This window comes from Bradyrhizobium sp. 23, from assembly GCF_023073295.1.
Classification (GTDB): Bacteria; Pseudomonadota; Alphaproteobacteria; order Rhizobiales; family Xanthobacteraceae; genus Bradyrhizobium; species Bradyrhizobium canariense_D.
The window spans coordinates 1-20,070 of record NZ_JADPJF010000049.1 but is presented as its reverse complement, the minus strand read 5'-3'; the positions used below and the strand labels follow the sequence as shown (position 1 = coordinate 20,070).

Below are 20,070 nucleotides of genomic sequence, written 5' to 3'. Positions count from 1 at the left end.
CCATCGCTCGCACCGCTCATCCTGAGGGGCCCTGCTGGGCGTCGCAAAGGGTGAGACCAAGTAAAACATTCAGGAAGACCCACATGTCAGCCAAAGAAGTCAAGTTCGGCGTAGACGCCCGCGACCGCATGTTGCGCGGCGTCGAAATTCTCAACAACGCGGTAAAGGTCACCCTCGGCCCCAAGGGCCGCAACGTCGTGCTCGACAAGTCGTTCGGCGCTCCGCGCATCACCAAGGACGGCGTCACCGTCGCCAAGGAGATCGAGCTCGAGGACAAGTTCGAGAACATGGGCGCGCAGATGGTGCGCGAAGTCGCCTCCAAGTCCGCCGATGCAGCCGGCGACGGCACCACCACCGCAACCGTGCTCGCGGCTGCGATCGTTCGTGAAGGCGCCAAGTCGGTTGCCGCCGGCATGAACCCGATGGATCTGAAGCGCGGTATCGATCTCGCGGTCGAAGCCGTCGTTGCGGACCTCGTCAAGAACTCCAAGAAGGTGACCTCGAACGACGAGATCGCCCAGGTCGGCACCATCTCGGCCAACGGTGACGCGGAGATCGGCAAGTTCCTCGCCGACGCCATGAAGAAGGTCGGCAACGAGGGTGTCATCACCGTCGAGGAAGCCAAGTCGCTCGAGACTGAGCTCGACGTCGTCGAGGGCATGCAGTTCGACCGCGGCTACATCTCGCCCTACTTCGTCACCAACGCAGACAAGATGCGCGTTGAGATGGACGACGCCTACATCCTCATCAACGAGAAGAAGCTCTCCTCGCTGAACGAGCTGCTTCCGCTGCTCGAGGCCGTGGTGCAGACCGGCAAGCCGCTGGTCATCGTCGCCGAGGACGTCGAAGGCGAAGCGCTTGCCACCCTGGTCGTGAACCGTCTCCGTGGCGGCCTGAAGGTCGCGGCCGTCAAGGCTCCGGGCTTCGGCGATCGCCGCAAGGCCATGCTGCAGGACATCGCGATCCTGACCGGTGGCCAGGCGATCTCGGAAGATCTCGGCATCAAGCTCGAGAACGTCACGCTCAACATGCTCGGTCGCGCCAAGAAGGTGATGATCGACAAGGAGAACACCACGATCGTCAACGGCGCCGGCAAGAAGGCCGACATCGAAGCGCGCGTGGCTCAGATCAAGGCGCAGATCGAGGAAACCACCTCGGACTACGACCGCGAGAAGCTCCAGGAGCGTCTTGCCAAGCTCGCTGGCGGCGTCGCGGTGATCCGCGTCGGCGGCGCGACGGAGGTCGAGGTGAAGGAGCGCAAGGATCGCGTTGATGACGCGATGCATGCGACCCGCGCGGCCGTGGAAGAAGGCATTGTCCCGGGCGGCGGCGTCGCCCTGCTCCGTGCCTCCGAGCAGCTCAAGGGCCTGCGCACCAAGAACGACGACCAGAAGACCGGCGTCGAGATCGTGCGCAAGGCGCTCTCCGCGCCCGCCCGCCAGATCGCGATCAACGCCGGTGAAGACGGCTCGGTGATCGTCGGCAAGGTCCTGGAGAAGGAGCAATACGCCTACGGCTTCGACTCGCAGACGGGCGAGTATGGCAACCTGGTCAGCAAGGGCATCATCGACCCGACCAAGGTGGTCCGCACCGCGATTCAGAACGCTGCATCCGTGGCGGCCCTGCTGATCACTACCGAGGCCATGGTCGCCGAGCTGCCGAAGAAGAACACCGGCGCGCCCGCGATGCCTCCGGGCGGCGGCATGGGCGGCATGGACTTCTGATCCAACTCTCTCAAAAATGTGATCCCCGGCAGAAAAATGCCGGGGGTCATTTTTTGCTCGTGGCTTTTTCAGTTCGTTGTTCTGATCTCGCGCTATGCGCTCCCGCTATTTGCACTGGCGACCTTAACGAACTCACTCGTCAACCGCACTCAATCCACGAGCCCCCTGGATGCATAGGTGTATTCGAGTGGCCAGCCGGCGCGCGTATCCCGTGAGATTGGCGGCCGCGCTATGCCCGCCGTCAATATTTTCATAGCAGTAGTGGGGCTGGCCGAGCGCAGCAAGCCTGGCGCTGCCTTGCGGCCGTAGGCCGGATGCACGCGGTCGTCCTTGTTGGAAGTGAGAAATGAACGGGATCCGGTCTTTGGCCTGAAGCATGCTGAGCGCCTCCTCAAAGAAGCGGCGATTGCAGGGATCTGATTGGAGCACGCCGAGCGTCTTGTCATTCTCGGCGCGGGCCCAAGCCAGTGCGCGCGGCTCTTCGATTTCCTGGAGCCAAAGGAAGGGCCGCAGGGGCCGACTTCTGGAGAACCGCCGTGGAGGACAGACACGTCAGCGAGAGCAACAGGGCGGCAAGGAGCGAGTGTTTCATGGGAGTGATCCTGGACTGGCTGGGCCGCCCGGCTCACGCGAGCGAGCTGGGCCGGAAGCAGACAGAAGAGGTACATTCGGTCTAGACAGCGGACATGCGTGGGACCGTGCCCACCGGTCCAAACGAAGCAAGCAGGGTGCCGCCTGAAAATTGGAGCTCCTCCAGTCGCCCGGTCGCGCCCGTTGGCTCAAACCTGACAATGTGGTGTTAGCTTCAAGCATTGTGATGCGCTTTACGCTTCTCACCGATGGAACAGAGGTGCCCTGCGCTGGCGTTTCACAGATCGGTCCGTGATCGCGCTAGAAGCATTTATGGCGCGCCTGGCTTGCAACGGCACGTGCTCAAGGAAGGCTCTCGCGCGGAGAATTTGCCGCGGCTTGGTGCAGCGAGCGCGAGCACATGTCAGCACGGCGCGTCATCCTGCGGAGGGTCAGTGACGAGCCCGCCGAAACGGCAGGTCGTTCTCGCAATTCGCAGGCATTGCACGAAGTGACTCGCACTCCGCGGGATCGACCATAAGCATTTGCAAGCGCAACGCACCCTTAGGCGCACATACGCAATCACCTGCGCAGATTCCTCGGGTGAGAACAAGAACTGGCTTCACCGAATCAAGCACAGGCTCTCGGCTTTCGTCAAAACCGTCAGGGCAACGTCTCTTGATTGTTCATTAAGAGCCGCCACCAATGGTAGTTCGCTACTCACCGACCTGCGAAATCGAGGCGGCGACCCAGGGAGAGGTTGGTCTTACCGGCTGGCAACGACGGCCGTGATTTCCCGAGTCTCTGGTGGTCCGATGCTGACAGGGTGCCAAGGTCAACAAGCGTGCATAATCAAAGGTCTCGAGCATGGCGCGATTCGCCTTTCGACACGCGCTTGATCTTGGCACCGCTGCGTTGGCGCACGAAACGACTTCGTTTGCGCCGGCTACCGCCGAAGGCAGGTGTTCGGCACCTGAATTAATCCGGCGGACCGCCAACCGTGCACAGTCTTACATACGAGTTTGTGACGTTAGATTCCCTTCGAAGCACTTGAGAACGGTTAGGGCACATGCTTGCATGCCATCGAGCAACTTGACTTCTTCGCGCCTGCGCCGTGGAGGAAGAAGAGAATATGCTGTGCAATGGCAGACGCCCGCCACTCCTAGTGTCCTTACTGTTGGCCGTTAGCGTCAGCACGATGGTCAAGGCCGAAGAGCCCTCACCGAAGTACGCTGAGGTGCTCAGTGCCTTGCAGACCGGCAATACTCCGAACGTCATACTGGACCTAAACCGCTGCACCACGCGCACCTTGGGACGGCGCGCAGTTCGTCTAGAAATTGGAATGAGGCTTGAGCCGTTCTTAGCTGCGTCGCAATGTGATAGGCATCCCATTGGGCACGCGCCGATGACAACTTCGGTCGGGCTACATTACCTGAGGAGCACTAGCGACCAGGATGCCCAGTTCGTTCGTGCTCACCGTGCGTGCGCACATGGGGATCCCGGCGCTAAGGCCGTTCGCGCGGCTCCGCGTTCACTCCACTCCTCCCAATCTAGTGAAGCGCATGCCGCCTGAAGAACGGCTGTTTGGGAGGCGGTGACGTTGTCTCGAAATCCTGATCAGGCTGCCGTAATGACACTTTAGAACTCCTTCTCGGAGCCATTTTGGATAACGCCCATCGCGCTGTCATCAAGCGAAGCGAGAGGCGCTAGGGCGAACACATCTGTGCAACTGAGTTGGTGCACCTCCATAGGCAAGGCGCTGGGTAGCGCTGGTTCCGCAGCGAGGCCAAGCCCGAAGCCACGGGACGGCGTAGAGCAGCACTCGAAGAGGGGAACATGTGTGAAGACTGCCTACCGATCCTGCCTTATCCGATGACGCCGTCTCGCCGTTCGCTAATGCTGTTCACGGCTTCGGCGGCGGGCATCCTGCTGGGCGGTAGGATTGCCGGTGCCATGGAAGCAACAGCGCCGCCAAAACCGGACAACCTTCTCACGCCGGACGCTTCGCTGAAGCGACTAATGGAAAGCAATGCGCGCTACGTGCATGGCCTATCACGACTCGACGATTTCAGGCAGGAGCGCGAAGCTTTAATCAGCGGGCAAAATCCATATGCAGCGGTCCTAACCTGCGCCGATTCACGTATTGCACCCGAACATGTTTTCAATAGCGGACTTGGCGATCTGTTCGTCTGCCGTGTCGCTGGTAATTTCGCCAACGATGAAATGCTAGCCAGCATTGAATATGCGGTGGCCGTGCTAAAAACCCCGGTGGTCATGGTACTTGGCCACGATCGCTGCGGCGCCGTCGGTGCTACGATCGAGTCTTTAAGAGAGGGCAAGTCTTTGCCTGGGCACATTCCATCTCTCGCCGCCGCACTTGCGCCCGCGGTAAAAGCGTCTTCCCAGGAAAGCGGGGATGCACTCGCAAATGCGATCCGGCAAAATGTAATCGACAACGTCAATAAGCTCAAATCGGCAGCTCCGATTCTAAATATAGCAATTGAGCAGAATAGGCTGAAAGTCGTCGGGGGTCTTTATCGGCTCGACACCGGCCGAGTCGAATTGGTGAGCTGACCGTCATCAGAGCCCTATTCTGAGCAGTGCCGTTTGAAGCGACAACGTTGAAAGGTTGTTGTCTCTGCCGCCGAGCCGACCAGATCCTGGTGATCGGAGGGACGGATCTTACGCAGCGGGCCGGCGCAGCGCCTTCACGTGGCAAGCCCCCACCGGTGGGACCGAATGGATAGTACGTTACGCACGGACCTGGCTACTTCCGGGAAGCCAAAAGCTTGGAGATCTTTCTGCGATCATTTCGTTGAAAGGACTTGAATCGCACGTAACGTCACATTGTACGATCTTGAAATGAAATCGCGACCTCAAACAAACGAATGTAACCTACTCCTAGCGTCTGGGGGTTTTGGCGTAACGATCCTATCCTATTTCGAATTTGCGGCGAACGCTCGCCGCAAATGAGCCGGCGGCAACTCTCCCTTGCCGACGGTCGGTGCGATGTGTAGCAGCGTCGCTCCTCCCAGACTAACTTCGCCCGGCTTCCAAAATGAGGCCGGGCCTTTTTTTTGCATGCAAGCCATCATACGATCGCGGTCAACGATTCCACGATGGGCTGGTTGCAGAAGAAGTCGTCCCGCCATGCTCGGCTATGGAAACCACCCACCGTCTTCCCATCCAATCGCCGGCTCTGATCTCGAGCAAAGAACGCTTGCTCCTTTGCAGGTGAACGCCGTGGACAGCTTGATTCTTACGCAACGTCCGGTTGTCGGATCGCAGAGCGGACTGACGTTCAAGCTGACCGCGCATGCCTTCGACGACGCATACGCGGCCCTAGCCGGACCGGCTGCCGAGCTGCATGCGCCACGAATGCCCCCTTCAAATGACGCCTCGCTGTTGAACGCAGAAAACGAAAACGGGTGAGAATGATGTCATGGGCGGGCAAGTATCGATACGAGTGACTTAGGATCAGTGCAAACATCCACCAAGCCCACAAACGCTGCCGGTAACGAGCCCCGATGATGCCGGCCGAGACGCGCAAGTTGCGCAACGCGCTCGAAGGTCAGTTACCTCAAAGAGGAGGAGCACCATTTTTGATCGAGACGGCGCGACATAATGCCATATCAAGAGCAACATGCAGTGTATTTGGTCAGGATCTCGAGCTATGCGCCGGCGCCAGCAGGGAGCATCAATGACGAGTAGTCGTGTGTGGCATGGACGTCATCCTGCAACCGACGAGTGCGGCTCGATCCCACAAAACCGCAACGTTTGTCCGATCATATATCGGCAAAGAACAGCGTGGGTAGCGACAAGATGGAGATGGGATCATCTAGCGGATTAAGGTCGCGCTCGCACGCGCGACTGGCCAGTTGGCACGCTAAACACGTGTAGAGCAATGAACGCGCTCAAATCGATCATTTGCAAAGTTGCTACAGGTGCCACGCTGACCCGCGAGGAGACTGCAGCAGCCTTTGAAATCATGATGTCGGGCCAGGCGACATCCTCCCAGATCGGGGGATTACTAATGGGCATGCGGGTACGTGGCGAAACCGTAGAAGAAGTCACCGGCGCAGCCTCGGCCATGACGAGCAAAATGCTCCGGGTCAGCGCGCCCCCCGACCCTGTCGACATCGTTGGTACGGGCGGTGACGCTTTGGGCTCAGTCAACGTGTCGACATGCGCCTCATTCATCGTCGCCGGCGCCGGCGTTCCTGTGGCCAAGCATGGCAACCGCGCCGTGTCCTCACTATCGGGCGCTGCTGACGTCTTGGCCCGGCTCGGCGTGAAGGTCGACCTCCCGCCTGTAAGCGTTGCTCGTTGTGTGCACGAAGCTGGCATCGGCTTCATGCTTGCGCCCATCCGTCATCGGGCTATGCACCACGTTGCCCGGATCCGAGCGGCACTTGGGACCCGCACGATCTTCAATCTAGTCGGCCCGCTCGCAAATCCAGCCGGAGTCAAGCGGCAGATCGTCGGAGTGTTTTCGCGTCGATGGGTGCAGCCCTTGGCGCAGGTGTTAAAGAACCTTGGTGCTGAGTCGGTGTGGGTGGTGCATGGCTCAGATGGACTCGATGAGATCACCCTCACCGGACATCATTTGTTGCCGCGCTAGAGAGAGATGCGATCCGTACCTTCGAAGTCACCCCGGAAGACGCGGGCCTCGCCCGCTGCCACAACGAGGCGCTGAGGGGCGGCAACGCCGATGCCAATGCAATCGCGCTGCAAAGCGTGCTCGACGGCATGCCAAGTCCGTACCGCGATGTTGCTCTTCTCAACGCCGCCGCAGCAATGATCGTGGCCGGCCACGCAACCAGCTTGAGGGACGGCGTCGCTCTTGGGCAAGAATCGCTTAACAGCGGAGCGGCAGCTGCGCGATTGAAACACCTGATCGCGATCTCCAATGCTTGACACGGCCGACGCGGGACATTTTGAACACCAACATCGAAGCCTACGAGCGCGAAGAGATTGCAGGCGCAGCGATGTGCCTCTGCCACACGTCGAGAGGCTTACCGCGGTTGCCGGGTCACAGACGCAGCAGCCCCGCTTTTCCAAGCGACGGAGCGGGATCCGCGAAAGGCCTCAGATCGCCAAGACCAGTGCGAAGCAGCCTGCCGAGACAATCAGCAAAGGCCGCGGCCGAAGCTTAGGTTCTCAATTTTGTGTGCACGCAAGACGTCAATGGATAAGCAATGACGTCCCCGCGAACGGTAGAAGCGCTCGCATTTATGGCAAAGATAGAACACATTATTCCGAAATTTCGGGCGGTCATCGATACAGGCAGCTCCATCCTCCAAATCTGCGGGGTACGCTGCACACAACAATCGATAAGCATCCTCTCGCTGCAAAAAAGCAGGCTGTCGACGATTCCAGAATCCACTAGGTGCTCTCATGCCGCTAGTGTTAACCTCGGACATCGTGTTGAGGAGCATGCGCCGAGCCAGATGGAATTGCGGGAACGCGGCCTCATCTTAATCGGACCGCATCGACGCGGGCCCAGAGCGCGAGATGGTCGTTACCGCTCTCACAGCGCGGAAAGCCATTATGCTGCATCCAAGATCAGGGCGTTAAGGGTCATGGCGAGGGTCACCAGCATGCCAACGATCCCATTGGTAAAATGAAACCGGCTTTGACTCGGTCCAGAACAACCACAGTCTCGAGGCGCTTTATATCTGGATTCTCATTTATCAAGCGTCGGGTGAAATGTTCGTACTCTTCCATATTATTTGCAGTCACCAACAAGATGAAATCAGCTTGGCCCGTGATGTAAAATCCGCTCATCACCTCCGTCATAGTGCGGATCCCCCTCTTAAAGCGATCAATGATGTCGGCGCGATCGCGCTCAAAGAAAATGAGGACCAGCATAGTCACGTTTCGGCCGATCGCCCTTGGCGAAATGATTGAGACGTCTGATTCTATCACGCCCTCTTTTCGTAGGCGCTTTAGTCGGCGCTGAACTCCAGATGCAGATAGGGCAACTTTTGCGCCGAGTTCTTCACTGCTTAGGCGATTGTTCCGTTGAACGAGATCAAGAATACGAGCATCGATTTTGTCGATTTCCATGGCTGCATTGCGGACTCTCGAGCGCGACCGCCTCCTCCAAGCATGCGAAGTAGTCCCATTGAGCGTCCCGGTCATCTCTAAATCTCCTCCCTAGCACCTCTACGAATGTACGTCTTCAGACGACAATGCGCGCACTGACGAGTTGAAGGCTCAAACCTTATTGGGGACAGCCAACCACCGGTTCCGGTCTTGTGCGCGCCCGGTCGGCTTGCGTCGCCTCCCCTAATTCCAATAAGCCGCTAAAGCTCTTTACCTCACGCGCTGTTTGTGGGAGGTGAATTTGTCGGTACCGCACCTCTCTTGACGCCTGGCACCTGATTGAACCTAGTTCTTTCGGGGGCGGACAAGTGGGCGGGTTAGCGTCACCAATGGAGCGCCATCGGATTGACCTCGCGGGCGAGCTAGTGGCGAGGGAATTTCCTTCAGCTATGTCACGTCGCGCCCGTGGCGGCGCGCAGGCCACACTGGCAGTTCTCGAAATCAATTAACGACTGGCGGGGCGGCTTCCCGCCTGCGTCCCCTTGTGTGATGACCGATCACTGGACGCAATAGATCAGGAAGCAGCGCGCCCGGCATCGTCGCGCTCGCACCAGCATCGAGATCTGGCATCATTGTAATGGCTTCCTCTCCGTCGAATGGGCCGAGGATTGCCTCTCCTCCGGCGTCAGTCAACGTCCGCGGCTTCGCCGCGGCAAACGGCACCTCGACATTGAAATAGCTAAAGCGCGGCATCTCCCGGGCAAGGCGCACCAGAAACGACATTGTTAACGTCACGCCACTGAGCAGCGCATTCAGGACCAGGATCGTCTTGGCCGCATCTGCGATACGGCCGAAACGATCGAGCATCGAGGGCGCGTCCGCGTTGAGGCTCACGCCGTGGTAGGGCGGCATCAGCATCAGAAGGCTTGCGCCACGCGCGGCCGCATAGCGGGCGCGCTCGATTGCAAATTGCGTCCTGAAATGTTTGCATGTGATCATGACCGCCTTGCGACTACCCACATGAGCCAGGCACAAATCACCCAACAATCGCACTCCTGCTCGGTTAACAGGAACTGCTCGGAACGATGAGCCAGAATGCAGATCCATCGACGCGCTCGTCGATCATGCATCGCGGCGCTGCCCTTCAATGGCAAGAACTCCGGTTTCCGTGAAAGCCGATGCGACTGGGAAGAGGCGGCTACAGGCGTATTTCCTTGCATTTGGCATGGGCAGACTTCCAACGAGCAGATGTTCTTGACGGGCAGATGTCTTTGGGGTCGCTCAGGTCATCAAGAACATTGGATGCCTCGAACTGACAATAGGAGCCGAGAATGGTCCTCCCTGTGTTCGCCGTCTGCAACCCAAAGGCCGAAGGGATCATCGGACGTCCAGTCATCTGCTGCGAAGACTTCGTAGTTATCCTTCCAGAGGGTCCACCAAAAACCAAAGGCTGCGTCGGTGTAGCTCATGCCATAACCCGCTTCACTTTTCTCTTCCGATGAAGTGCGTGAGCAATCCCACGAGATCATTCCGGCTCTGCGGCAGGCTTTGCCGATGAGATCGGAGCGATAGAACTTTATCCTAGCGGTCATCCGTGGATACCCGGCGTTTTTCGCTCAGCATGGAGATGACTGGAACTGTCCTGCTTCGACCTTATGAGGCGCCGCCCTGACCCGATGGTGATTATTCCACATGAGGTCGCATTGGTCGCTGGCCCCGAAATCAGGATCTGGGTAATTTTGGGAAAATATCCATGTAAGATACAACCCGCGTCCAATTCAGCTGCCAACTCAGACTTGTCGTTTCTCGCGTATCGCGACGTGAACGGAATCATTCACCTAACATATGCTGGGCGGTGTCTTCCGCTTATACAGCTTTCGAGAAGCAGACGGCGCTAAAGGCTCCGCAGGAAGGAAAACGCTAGCGAGCTTTTGTCTCAATCCCATAGGCTCCTCCCGCGGCCAAAGCATGCTTGTGAGTGAAGCTTTTTCTTGTGCAACTGAGAGAAGGACACGACGCCCTGTTATAGAGATCTTCAAATTGCCGGTCGTCTCAAGGATTCGAATGCGCTGGCGCCCCCCAGTGTCAGTCCCGTATACATCCTTGTCCACTGGACTCCGGCTGGACACTTTCAGAATGAAGCTGAGGCATCGGCTGGTCAGGCGCATCAGGGACAAGACGCTTAAAATCGCAGTGCGTGGCTGGACAAGCCGGTGCGCGAAACGCCCCTCTCGGTTTCAATCGGACGAGGCCTGTCGATCGGTTATCGGAGGAACGAGACCGCCGGCACGTGGGTGTTTCGCAAAGCCGATGCATCGCGAATGTTCGCCCCCCGACACTCGGACCAACTGTCGACTACAGCGTGGAGTGCAACCGATCTAAGCGCGTGTCCATTACGGGACCCCGATGAAAAACCCACTGTCGACCTCCAAGGTCGCACCGTTCCGTTGTATCTGAATCATGACCGATCCGGGGAGAACAACCCGCAGCAACCGATGCTAAGCCGAACACCGTCGTGCCAGAAACGATTAGCATTATCGAAATAGTCATTGCCGAAAGAATCACAAGAATAACTAGCAGGCCCTCGCCGATGTCTTCGATCTGCGACAGACTGCACGCCCTGGCGCCACCCGCTCGATCGCATCGGCTGGACAGCCTGCGAACACCCCAATATCGTGGCTAGCCACGATATCGATGATCTCTTCGCTCATGCCGGCGTCACAGTTTCTGCTTGAACGTATCAACTGCGGCCCGGGTCACCCGAAAAACGCCACGACCACGGGACAGTGGGCGATAGGCAGAGCCGGCTCGGGTCTTGAGAACATCAAACCATTGGTCGGGCGTGAGCCTCGCCGGGCGCTCGCTGATCTGGATCACCCTGCCATTCGGGGCGAAGCGGACGTGAATGATGATCTGCGGATTCATATCGTTCCCGTTTTTTTGCCAGGTTTAGAGACCGGTGGGCTGCTCAATTGTGGCGTGTTCAGTTTCGGCCCCTTTGGGGTGGACCTCGCGCAGCGACTTAAACTTCGCACCTTGCATTGGTGCCGGGGGCCCGTTCGGGTTGGCGGCGATAATCGCCCGTGTGTTAGGCCTCATGCGTTCTTCGGGCATTGTCTTGAGGCGCCAACATTCGGTGTCGGCAAACTCCCCCGTGCGTCCGCCAGATTGACGGCATGCAGGGTCTGAGAAACGAATAGGAAGAGGCGATTACCTCTTCCTCCCGCTCGATACCGAGCGCCTTCAGGCCAGGCAGGAGCCCAATCGTGCGTTTGGAACCGCAACGCTATGCTTGCGGCCAACGTAGATCGCGAAAGCTCGTTCGAGCATCTCAGTCGTCGACCGACTGGAAATTCGCTGCGAACACAATAGCGCTTCGACGGCCGAGAGTCGGCAGCAATGATATCAGGATGCGAGAGCGGAATTGCATTCACCGCCTCCGCGTCATCGAGGCGATTCTGTGCGGGTCCAGTGCCGATCACCGCTCAACATGCCTTCTAGCGAGCACCAATCCAGTCGCTCGCGCCTGGTCGGCCGTAATCTGCATGCAGTGGTCAGATTCATCGGCTAGATGCAGGTCAAACTGCGGAAGACGCCGGAATGGCTGCTGCGTCACATCCGACGCATCACACCGAACCAAGGTGAGCTGCGGAAAGCGGCGCCTTAGGTCAGCAACGGCGCTAGTGTCTGTGTTAGCTGTCTCAAGCAGGCGTTCGATTTCGATCAATTGTTCTGCGGCGAGCGCCATTGTGACTCCTTATGATTGTTGCCAATGAGCATCACTGCCAGAACAGCCGCTCGGGATCCGTGTTCAATTCGTCGATTGCCGACGCAAGCCGGTGGAAAATGCTGTAGAATTTCCAGCTTCCTCGCGCATGATTCTTGAAGAACAGTTTCCAGATCCCGCTCACGGCATCGTATTGAAACAGCGCGACATCGATCTGGCCGCCATCGTTCTCAATATTGCGCGAGCAGCTGGGACTCTCAATGAGATAGCCAGCCTTTACCGGCGTCACACTCGGCGAGTGCTTGCGGGAGATCAAAGCACGTTCGATCCGCTTGCGATCTAGCTCGTTCGGATGCGGGATCAGCCCCACCGGTACCTCTCTCGACACTCTCATTGCGAGAACATCCCCTCAAAGGACTGTGATCTCTTCTTCAAGACAACCAACGACCAGCCGCTCACCAAAATCTACAAGATAAATCGGCACGCTTGCTTCGGTATGCATCGCGACCCGGACGATCTTGCCGGTGGCACCGGCGCCGACCAGGATCCCATCAGGCGGCGCGGTGGCAACTGACTCGTCATTGATGAGATTGGCTGCCGTTTTCACGCGCTGGCCCGATCGATATTTTGGAATGCGCGGCTCTGTCATGACACAGCCACTTCCGGCAATGGCAGATCATCTACGCCCTCGTCGATCGGTCCGACGTCTTTGCGCCTCACGCCGACGCGGTAGCCGCTTTCAAGGAGTTCGAGACCGTAGATATAGAATTTCTGCAGGAACGCACCGATGGAAACGACGTAACTCAGGTCGCCCTTCTTGGCCAGAATGTCGCCGATCTCCTTGCCGCAAAGGGTGCCGTCATTGCGGATGGTACTGCTGGCCCTCACCTTTTCGCCAAAGCTGAACGCGGGCCGCCCGCTTAGCTGGACCACATCACTGTCGGAAACGATCACGTTCATGCACCGCCCCCTCGCGAACCTGCAGGGCGCACGGAGACGCGAGCAGAGGTGCTCTTCTGCAGCATATTGTCCTTGTCTGCGATGAGACATGCCGACTCGTCATCCGCGATGCGACTCGCCACTTCGTAGCGGGCATGCCGTTCAGCTTCGCGGTTCAGAGCGGTTACCAAATGAGGTGAAGGTCGCTGCGCGTACTCGAGGTGCACGGAGGTATCCGGGTCGTTCGCCGTGGCAAGCGGCCCCATACGTCGTGCCACCATGCGGCGAAACTCGATAGCCTCATGATTCATCAGCCAACCAAGCCGGCGCGGCGCGATGCGCTGCGTCCCGACCCAACAGACGCGATAAAATGCAGAGCTTTGCCACCTCCGACGTCTTAGCCCAGCGAGTCTGTAGAAGTGTAAGCGGTAGAGCTCGATCGGAACAGAGGCCAACGTCTCTGCTTCGAGCAGATGTTTTCGGCCACTCCCTCCAGATGATAGAAGAGCCCGGCCTGCCGTTGCTGATCCTCCGCTTAGGGTAGCAGACCTTCGTCGAGCCGCGTGTGTGCGACCAATGCTCCCTTGCTGCCTGATAGTGGAATGACTGGGTCCAGGTTCATGGGCAGCTTTGCTCCTCTGACAGGTGGCCCCTTCGACAGTGCAACGCGATGCACCTGGCTCGGCGAAGAATAGGCTCGTCTGCACAGCGGCGTGGGTCAAATCGATGACAGCGCTGCTTAGTGGGCACTCGACATCGAGGCGCAACTTTGGACCGTTGCGCTCCGTTACTTTCTTACGGGGCCCGTGGCGCCGCCTACGCACCGATGTTGGCGATCGATCCCGAGTAATCCATGGCCATAACAGGAAATTGCAAGTCGACGCCTGCGGCGCCCTCACTGCACACGGCGATACTCGCGACTTTGGAGTGACGGAGCTCGGCACGAAGTTCACGAGCACACCCCCTTTTAGGCAGTCGCGTGGTAAACGCGGCACTGATGTATCGATGACGTTGGTGTTTTCAACTGGACAGACAGCGACACACTGCGGCTCGTCAGAGTAGACGATCCATTCGGTGCACTTCTGGGATTCAATTATGACGTTTCCAGCCTTCTCCGACGTTGCAACATTCGGGTATAAGGGTTCACAAGCCGAGGAACGCGTACATTGCGAGGCGACGATCTTGAATGGCATAGATACGACCCCTTACGTGACCGAGATCAGCGGTTCTTGCGGGATCGCGGCGTCGCCGCGCTTGGCCTTTGAGCCCGAAGGCTGTGCCGTACTCGGGCACGGAGATCTGTGGCATGATAAGTCATTTTCGGATTGGCCAAGGCATGGCCGGGGCCGACGATACCGAGCACGGTCAGCTGCGGAATTCTGGTGGCTACCGCGAGCAGCTTTCCCGCCGCCTGCTCAGGAGTGAGCTTGTTACTACCAATACCCGGACGCGATTCTTTGGCGCAGTCGTACTTACGATTGCAGTAGTTGCATTGAATATTGGACGCCGGCGCGACCGCGACATGGATGCGAGCGTAATGATAATGAGCTTCTTCGCTATAGCACAGATGCGTCCTAACTTTGTCCCAGATTTCGGCCGGCAGATCGCCTGGGACAGCCTGTGACCCATAGCTCCCTTTGCCATTCTTCGAAGAGCTCCGGGAACCCTTATAATCGGCGCATCCCGCCGCTATCCTCAGCATCTTTGACATGTTTTCCGCGTCCGGCAACAGCGTCCATATTCAATTCTCTACCAAGTGTGCCCATGGCGATCAGCCTGAGCGGCCACAGAACGAGAGTTAGCAACTCGCGTGCCATCTCGGATGGCGATGGCATTCCCGCCGTATGAACGAGTTAGCTAGACTTGATCCGCACAGTTGTGCACGCGTCAGCGACAGTTCACAGGTCGCAGATGCGACAGGCGTCGCAATTGTGACGGAGATGGCCGTTGGGTTCTCATTGAGCTCGCGTGAAATCTCCCAACACGCACCGGTCGCTTGCGATGCGACCTCTTCCTACTAGCGGACAGCGGCGGGACGACCACCTCGCGCCGCTACTTGGCGTTCAACATCTCTATCGCGTGCCGGGCCATATCGCGACCAGTGTCAGGTGTTGCTCGACCAGAAAGCAGAGTTCGTTGCGTGAGAGTGCTTGCGGATCGACGAGCGCGTAATGGACGTCAGCCGAGCGTTTTGTGATCTGCCGCGCATAAATAGCAAAAGCAGATCAGTGAAGAGACAACCGAAGAATAGGAAGCTCCGTCCGTTCCGCCTTTCCTTGATGAAATGCGCATTCTCAGCACTTCACCGGCGAGGCATTTTTCCAGCATGAGTTTCCGCATGAGCGCTAGGATCTCAGCCATCCGATGCGGCCATCGAACTAGGCTTGGGATTTGACGGAAACTCAAACTCCAAATTGCAGGTTTCCGATGCTCAAACCTATCAAAGCCTGCAATCCGAAACGCGCCAATGTCCGAAAACCCGATTCCTAATCAGCACCTTAGGCGTTGTTCGCGAACGACGGTCTAAAACGGATGTTTCAAGAACAAGGCGGGAGCGAATTGACGTGAGTCAATGCGAACCAAGCGTATCGGCCATCGATAGCTTTATGCCGAGCGGCATCAGCGCTCAGATACTGTTGCCGTTAAGAGGCGGCGTGACTCCCGGCACTCCGTCCCACTTGGCCGCGCCTGCGCCGTGGCCCCAGCCAACGGCTCGGGCGCCCAGAATCGAGGTCCATACATGAATGGCCCACCGCGCATGGCGGGATCTTGGACCTGATCAAAGCAACAGCACCTTTCCCCCGATATATGCTGAGATATCAGCACTTCTCGTTTCAGCTCTCCAATGAAAGTTCGAAGCTCACAACGGCATCGAGAATTCTCCTTCGGCAACCGATTGTCGGGCTTTGCGTTGATGGCCTAGTCCGGTCTAAGACTGCGTTGCGCACGATCGGCTCTTAGAGGACCGGCGCCGCCCCAGTCGTTCAGGCTCGTGCCGACGTAGTTCGATAGAATGGGATCGTGTCGGCACTGGCGATGGCAGCTCACAAGCTCTCGTGTCCTCTGGCTGGACTTGGGGCGTGCTAGGTGTGGTCTCTCAGGAGGTTGTCAATCTGGTCTGAACCGGGAAACTGAGGTTGCGAAGCTTCAGTGTTCCAGGGAAAGACCAGATGAACGTCCACAAGAATGCTCCTTTGACGCCGCGCGACGATTCATCGCTAAAAACGTCGAGGTAGGGCATGCGTGCGCCCATTCTCTTGGTGCGCGCCGCCCAATCGAGACCGCTCGTGGCCAAAATGGCCATGTCTCGCTTGAGTTCCGGCATGGATGCGAACACGTCCGGGTAACTCACTACGGTCTTCAAGACCGTGACCTGGAAATTCAAATGAGGACTATCAGTATTGTCCGCACCTACCGCCACATTATTGGCGCAGAGCGAAGAGCTTCCATGCCGACCTGCCTAGGGCGATCCGCCGTGATCTCACCTGTCTTGGCGGCGTCCAAGATCTTGGAAGCGACATGGGCCCGAGTGCCCGTTTCGCTGCGAGGCAGACTCTCGCAAACCTGCTCAAGAACAGCACGCAAAAGCGCAGTGGTCGTTGCGTCCAGCACTTGGCGACTCCGCAAGGAGCAAAGAAGTAGCACGAGGAAGCACGCTGACACTTTAAAATGAACTACTAGCTGATTCCAAGACTATGAACTTCACCACAGTTGCCGCTGTTCTTTGATGCCCGAGACGTCGCGGCCGTCTCCTCCTCAGAACAATAGTTGTGATGCTCTCGCTCCGCCACGCTGGTGCCGAGGAGCCGCCTCCGTGATGGAATCCAGCCCCGGAGGCGCTCTTTTTACGATTTTCATCGCGATGGCTTTGTCCTCGCCGCGCAACATCAATTCATTGTCGTGGCAACGCATCTTTAGCATCAATATCGGGCGCTGAGGCTGATTGAGCTCGCTCACCCGACGCTCAACTGCGCGGACGGCCATTCGTAACTTCCTCAATTCTCGCTGAAGCCACGGTTTCGTTGGGCCGAGACCACGTTCTGGAAGCCCGCTGCGTAGAGATTGATGACAGACCGCAGGGAGGGTTGCAATTTGCCCGGATTCCAAGAAGGTCTGTGACAACGATATAACATGATCTTTGAATTCGTTGCTGGCATTCGACTCACGTTGCGCCACGCTCCCGTAGAGCATGGCGACAGCGCAGATTGCGCCTGTGACAATGGCGCTTGAAATCCCCGGTGGTGCCAGCTGTTCGCGCTCCCAACGCGCAATCCGCGACGCGGTGATGATGTCCAACGAATTCCGATCGCAACTTTGCGCATTTTGCCCCTCAAATGACTTGTCCGAAGGCGCCCGATGCTGGTTCGCACTGTCGCGACGCGCAGCTGTCCTGCTAGACCGCCAAGCTCAACAGTTCTCTGCCGCTCGTCACGAGCGCTGACTAATTTAGATTCATTTCCCAAATCCTGGAACGGAGCGACCAACGGGACGGACGCGTACACGAGCGAGTGTTCGATGCTCTCAATGAACGGTACGCAAGTTCGAATGTTCTCGCGAGAAGCGCTTCCAGATAGCAAGTGCTGCGAAGTTGGCGAAATCTGCGCACAAAAACTGCAAGATATCGCTACGAACGCCTCCAATCCTCCCAGGTAAATGAGTATCCCATATCCGCTTGCACGATCTGACGACGTTTCGTGCAACATTGGAGTTCGCGGTGAGTTCATTTACTTGCCGAGCTCCTATTCAGTGCCCTTCGGGGCGTTTCCTCCCTGACTCGGCCGCGCGGTATCTCGCGCGGCCTTTTTTCGCGGTCGACGAGACCTGATTGCTCGGATTTGAAGATCTCCAGGAGCAAGGCGACGACCCTGACCGCCGCCGCACAATCCACGCAAGCTCGTCCATCCTTCGCTAGCGTCTGAAGGACCTGTCACCGGCGGGAGGCCTGCTACATTTTGGCGTCTGAGTTGGCTCACCTCGCCTTGCGATAAAAACAATCTGGCGATCGGCATTTGGCTCGCCAAACTGCCGCAGCTCTCACCCGACGGCTGCACGAGAGCCGTGGAAGCTGCTGAACGAGCGCTCCCTGTGGGCTAAGCTCACAGCCAAGCAACGTTCCAACATCCTGCGGAAATGATACGAATTGATCGTCGCCAATCGCGAGAATCTCGCGCCAATCCTGACCTCCGAGCAGGACAAACCGCTCTCTGGGGCGCTAGGCGAACTCGATATCGGTGGCGCCTATGTCGAGTTGTACGCCGACGAGGCGCGCCAACTATGGCGAAACGATTCTCTCGCCGCGCGCGGATGCTGCTGCTTGCGTCAGGCGACCGATTGGCGCCTGCGGCGCCACACGCCGTGGTACTTCCCCAACTCGAGATCACCCGCGAAGTAGGGCCGGCGCGCGCCGCAGGTGCACCGTGGTGCTGAAGCCAGTCAGTCAGACGCCCGCTCTCGGCGGTTGCGCTCGCAGCCCTCGCTGAGAAGGCAGGCGTGCCCAAGAGTGTCTTCAACGTCATCGCCGGAGATTCGGGAGGATCGGCGAGGTTTTGTGCGTGCACGCGGCCGTGAGCTTTGTCGGCCTCACCGGCTCGACCGCGGTCGGCAAGATCCTCTACGGTCGGGCCTGCATCGGCCTGAAGAAGCTCGGTCGCGAGCTGGCGCCTTTCGTGGAGTATCGATGCCGCCGTCGAGGACGCCATCGTCTCCAGATACCGCAACATGGACCAGACCTGCGTCTGCGCCAATCGCCTCTACGCACGGCAAGCATCTATGAGGAATTCTTGCAGAAGCTCTCGACCAAGGTCGCGGCATAGCGATCCGCAAGGCTGCGGTTCGTGCCTGCACACTGTCAGAGCCGGCTCCGCAAATTTGAACAGGTCGATAAGTGGAGTTTCTGCCTGACAGCGGGCACGCTGATGCCTGCGAATCAGGAGCGACGATGAGCAGACGAGCACGCCGGAACCACACACCGGCCTTCAAGGCGAAGGTGGCGCTTGCCGCCGTCAAGGGCGACCGGACGATCGCTCAACTGGCCGAGCAGTTCGACGTCCACCCCAATCAGATCACGGCGTGGAAGGCGCAGCTGGAAGGCGGCGCGTGCGGAGTTTTTGGACCTGGCAGCGCTGCGCCCGCCGCGCCTGCGATCGACGTGAAGTCGCTGCACGCCAAGATCGGAGAGCTGACGCTGGAGAACGATTTTTTAGAAGGAGCGCTCACCAAGGCGGGATTGCTGAGCGCAAAGCGATGATCGACCGTGAGCACCATCTGTCGATCACCAGGCAGGCGGAGGTACTGCAGATCAGCCGGGGCAGCATTTATTACCTGCCGCGTCCGGTGCCGGACGCCGATCTCGCGATCATGCGGCGTCTCGACCGGCTGCATCTGGAGTTTCCCTTCGCCGGCTCGCGAATGTTGAGAGGCCTGCTGGCTGCCGAGGGGTGCAAGATCGGCCGCCGGCATGTCAAAACGCTGATGCGGCGGATGGGGATAGAGGCGCTCTATCGCCGTCCGCGCACGACGAAGCCGGAACCCGGCCACAAGATCCATCCGTATCTGCTGCGCGGCATGGAGATCACACGGCCGAACCAGGTCTGGGCGATGGACATCACCTACATCCCGATGGCGAGGGGCTTCGTCTATCTCGCCGTGGTGCTGGACTGGGCAACACGTCGTGTTCTGTCGTGGCGGCTGTCGATCACCATGGAAGCAGCCTTCTGCGTCGAGACGCTGGAGGATGCCTTGGCCCGTCACGGCAAGCCGGAGATTTTCAACACCGACCAGGGCTCGCAGTTCACCGGACAGGCTTTTACCGGCGTGCTCGTCGACAACGGCATCGCGATCAGCATGGACGGCAAGGGCGCATGGCGGGACAACGTGTTTGTCGAACGGCTCTGGCGCAGCGTCAAATACGAAGAGGTGTATCTGCGGGCCTATGACAGCGTCAGCGAGGCTCGCAGTTCGATCGGCCGATATCTCGACTTCTACAACCGCGCATCAGAACACCCATCTGTCTATGTTGTTGAAGAGAAGAGACTTTGCTGATTGGGATGCGATCCCGTGGGG

The 20,070-nt window shown here is 58.4% G+C and carries 15 protein-coding genes and 5 pseudogenes; 8 read left to right on the top strand and 12 right to left on the bottom strand.

All coding sequences use genetic code 11. The features are described 5' to 3' along the window. Positions 1 to 83 precede the first annotated feature (83 nt). From groL to trpD, 4 genes and pseudogenes are all read left to right on the top strand, one after another. A complete protein-coding gene (gene groL / locus IVB32_RS13005) occupies positions 84 to 1,724 on the top strand; it encodes a chaperonin GroEL (protein WP_247410519.1) in 1,641 nt (546 codons plus the stop codon). 2,406 nt (positions 1,725 to 4,130) lie between these two features. Further along, positions 4,131 to 4,868 carry a carbonic anhydrase gene (locus IVB32_RS13000; protein ID WP_247296885.1) on the top strand — a complete coding sequence of 246 codons (738 nt, stop codon included), beginning with the start codon at positions 4,131 to 4,133 and terminating at the stop codon, positions 4,866 to 4,868. 576 nt (positions 4,869 to 5,444) lie between these two features. Then, positions 5,445 to 5,726, top strand: a complete 282-nt coding sequence (locus IVB32_RS12995) for a hypothetical protein (protein ID WP_247410516.1) — start codon at positions 5,445 to 5,447, stop codon at positions 5,724 to 5,726. Between the two features lie 472 nt (positions 5,727 to 6,198). Next, positions 6,199 to 7,211 (top strand): annotated as a pseudogene (trpD, locus tag IVB32_RS12990) (anthranilate phosphoribosyltransferase). A 675-nt stretch (positions 7,212 to 7,886) separates the two neighbouring features. Here the strand turns inward: trpD and IVB32_RS12985 are convergent. The 12 genes and pseudogenes from IVB32_RS12985 to IVB32_RS12930 form a co-directional block, all read right to left on the bottom strand. After that, on the bottom strand, positions 7,887 to 8,363 hold the full coding sequence (locus IVB32_RS12985; RefSeq protein ID WP_247338325.1) for an Lrp/AsnC family transcriptional regulator: 477 nt from the start codon (positions 8,361 to 8,363) through the stop codon (positions 7,887 to 7,889). Between the two features lie 480 nt (positions 8,364 to 8,843). Next, entirely contained in the window at positions 8,844 to 9,389 is a 546-nt protein-coding gene (locus IVB32_RS12980; RefSeq protein WP_247410514.1) for a hypothetical protein, read from the bottom strand. Positions 9,390 to 11,060: 1,671 nt separating this feature from the next. Next, on the bottom strand, positions 11,061 to 11,267 hold the full coding sequence (locus IVB32_RS12975; RefSeq protein WP_018459463.1) for a hypothetical protein: 207 nt from the start codon (positions 11,265 to 11,267) through the stop codon (positions 11,061 to 11,063). A 553-nt stretch (positions 11,268 to 11,820) separates the two neighbouring features. Beyond that, a complete protein-coding gene (locus tag IVB32_RS12970; protein ID WP_247410512.1) occupies positions 11,821 to 12,090 on the bottom strand; it encodes a hypothetical protein in 270 nt (89 codons plus the stop codon). A gap of 31 nt (positions 12,091 to 12,121) precedes the next feature. Next, positions 12,122 to 12,463 carry a DUF3024 domain-containing protein gene (locus tag IVB32_RS12965; RefSeq protein ID WP_247410510.1) on the bottom strand — a complete coding sequence of 114 codons (342 nt, stop codon included), beginning with the start codon at positions 12,461 to 12,463 and terminating at the stop codon, positions 12,122 to 12,124. Between the two features lie 15 nt (positions 12,464 to 12,478). Beyond that, the gene (locus IVB32_RS12960; protein WP_247410507.1) at positions 12,479 to 12,718 is read right to left on the bottom strand and encodes a nitrogen fixation protein NifZ; all 240 of its coding nucleotides are present in this window, start codon (positions 12,716 to 12,718) and stop codon (positions 12,479 to 12,481) included. Then, on the bottom strand, positions 12,715 to 13,029 hold the full coding sequence (locus IVB32_RS12955) for a nitrogen fixation protein NifZ (protein ID WP_247410505.1): 315 nt from the start codon (positions 13,027 to 13,029) through the stop codon (positions 12,715 to 12,717). The genes IVB32_RS12960 and IVB32_RS12955 overlap by 4 nt, the downstream gene beginning before the upstream one ends. Positions 13,030 to 13,994: 965 nt before the next feature. Continuing rightward, positions 13,995 to 14,201, bottom strand: a pseudogene (locus IVB32_RS12950) (ferredoxin); the annotation flags it as partial. Positions 14,202 to 14,293: 92 nt separating this feature from the next. After that, positions 14,294 to 14,719, bottom strand: a pseudogene (locus IVB32_RS12945) (nitrogenase cofactor biosynthesis protein NifB); the annotation flags it as partial. Positions 14,720 to 16,105: 1,386 nt separating this feature from the next. Then, positions 16,106 to 16,393, bottom strand: a complete 288-nt coding sequence (locus IVB32_RS12940; RefSeq protein WP_247410535.1) for a hypothetical protein — start codon at positions 16,391 to 16,393, stop codon at positions 16,106 to 16,108. A gap of 26 nt (positions 16,394 to 16,419) precedes the next feature. Further along, entirely contained in the window at positions 16,420 to 16,620 is a 201-nt protein-coding gene (locus IVB32_RS12935; RefSeq protein ID WP_247410503.1) for a hypothetical protein, read from the bottom strand. Positions 16,621 to 16,764: 144 nt separating this feature from the next. Continuing rightward, complete coding sequence (locus IVB32_RS12930) at positions 16,765 to 17,304, bottom strand: hypothetical protein (RefSeq protein ID WP_247410501.1); 540 nt, start codon at positions 17,302 to 17,304, stop codon at positions 16,765 to 16,767. 844 nt (positions 17,305 to 18,148) lie between these two features. Between IVB32_RS12930 and IVB32_RS12925 the strand changes: the two genes are divergently transcribed. The 4 genes and pseudogenes from IVB32_RS12925 to IVB32_RS12910 form a co-directional block, all read left to right on the top strand. Beyond that, the gene (locus tag IVB32_RS12925) at positions 18,149 to 18,400 is read left to right on the top strand and encodes a hypothetical protein (RefSeq protein ID WP_247410499.1); all 252 of its coding nucleotides are present in this window, start codon (positions 18,149 to 18,151) and stop codon (positions 18,398 to 18,400) included. A gap of 89 nt (positions 18,401 to 18,489) precedes the next feature. Continuing rightward, a pseudogene (locus IVB32_RS12920) lies at positions 18,490 to 18,576 on the top strand (hypothetical protein); the annotation flags it as partial. Beyond that, on the top strand, positions 18,561 to 18,821 hold the full coding sequence (locus IVB32_RS12915; RefSeq protein ID WP_247410497.1) for a hypothetical protein: 261 nt from the start codon (positions 18,561 to 18,563) through the stop codon (positions 18,819 to 18,821). The pseudogene IVB32_RS12920 and the gene IVB32_RS12915, both read left to right, overlap by 16 nt. A gap of 125 nt (positions 18,822 to 18,946) precedes the next feature. Beyond that, a pseudogene (locus IVB32_RS12910) lies at positions 18,947 to 19,995 on the top strand (IS3 family transposase); the annotation flags it as partial. Positions 19,996 to 20,070: the final 75 nt, after the last annotated feature.

Coding starts and splice junctions, on each gene's coding strand:
- groL (WP_247410519.1), top strand. CDS start 84: ATGTCAGCCAAAGAAGTCAAGTTCGGCGTAGACGCCCGCGACCGCATG.
- IVB32_RS13000 (WP_247296885.1), top strand. CDS start 4,131: ATGTGTGAAGACTGCCTACCGATCCTGCCTTATCCGATGACGCCGTCT.
- IVB32_RS12995 (WP_247410516.1), top strand. CDS start 5,445: ATGCTCGGCTATGGAAACCACCCACCGTCTTCCCATCCAATCGCCGGC.
- IVB32_RS12985 (WP_247338325.1), bottom strand. CDS start 8,363: ATGGAAATCGACAAAATCGATGCTCGTATTCTTGATCTCGTTCAACGG.
- IVB32_RS12975 (WP_018459463.1), bottom strand. CDS start 11,267: ATGAATCCGCAGATCATCATTCACGTCCGCTTCGCCCCGAATGGCAGG.
- IVB32_RS12970 (WP_247410512.1), bottom strand. CDS start 12,090: ATGGCGCTCGCCGCAGAACAATTGATCGAAATCGAACGCCTGCTTGAG.
- IVB32_RS12965 (WP_247410510.1), bottom strand. CDS start 12,463: ATGAGAGTGTCGAGAGAGGTACCGGTGGGGCTGATCCCGCATCCGAAC.
- IVB32_RS12960 (WP_247410507.1), bottom strand. CDS start 12,718: ATGACAGAGCCGCGCATTCCAAAATATCGATCGGGCCAGCGCGTGAAA.
- IVB32_RS12955 (WP_247410505.1), bottom strand. CDS start 13,029: ATGAACGTGATCGTTTCCGACAGTGATGTGGTCCAGCTAAGCGGGCGG.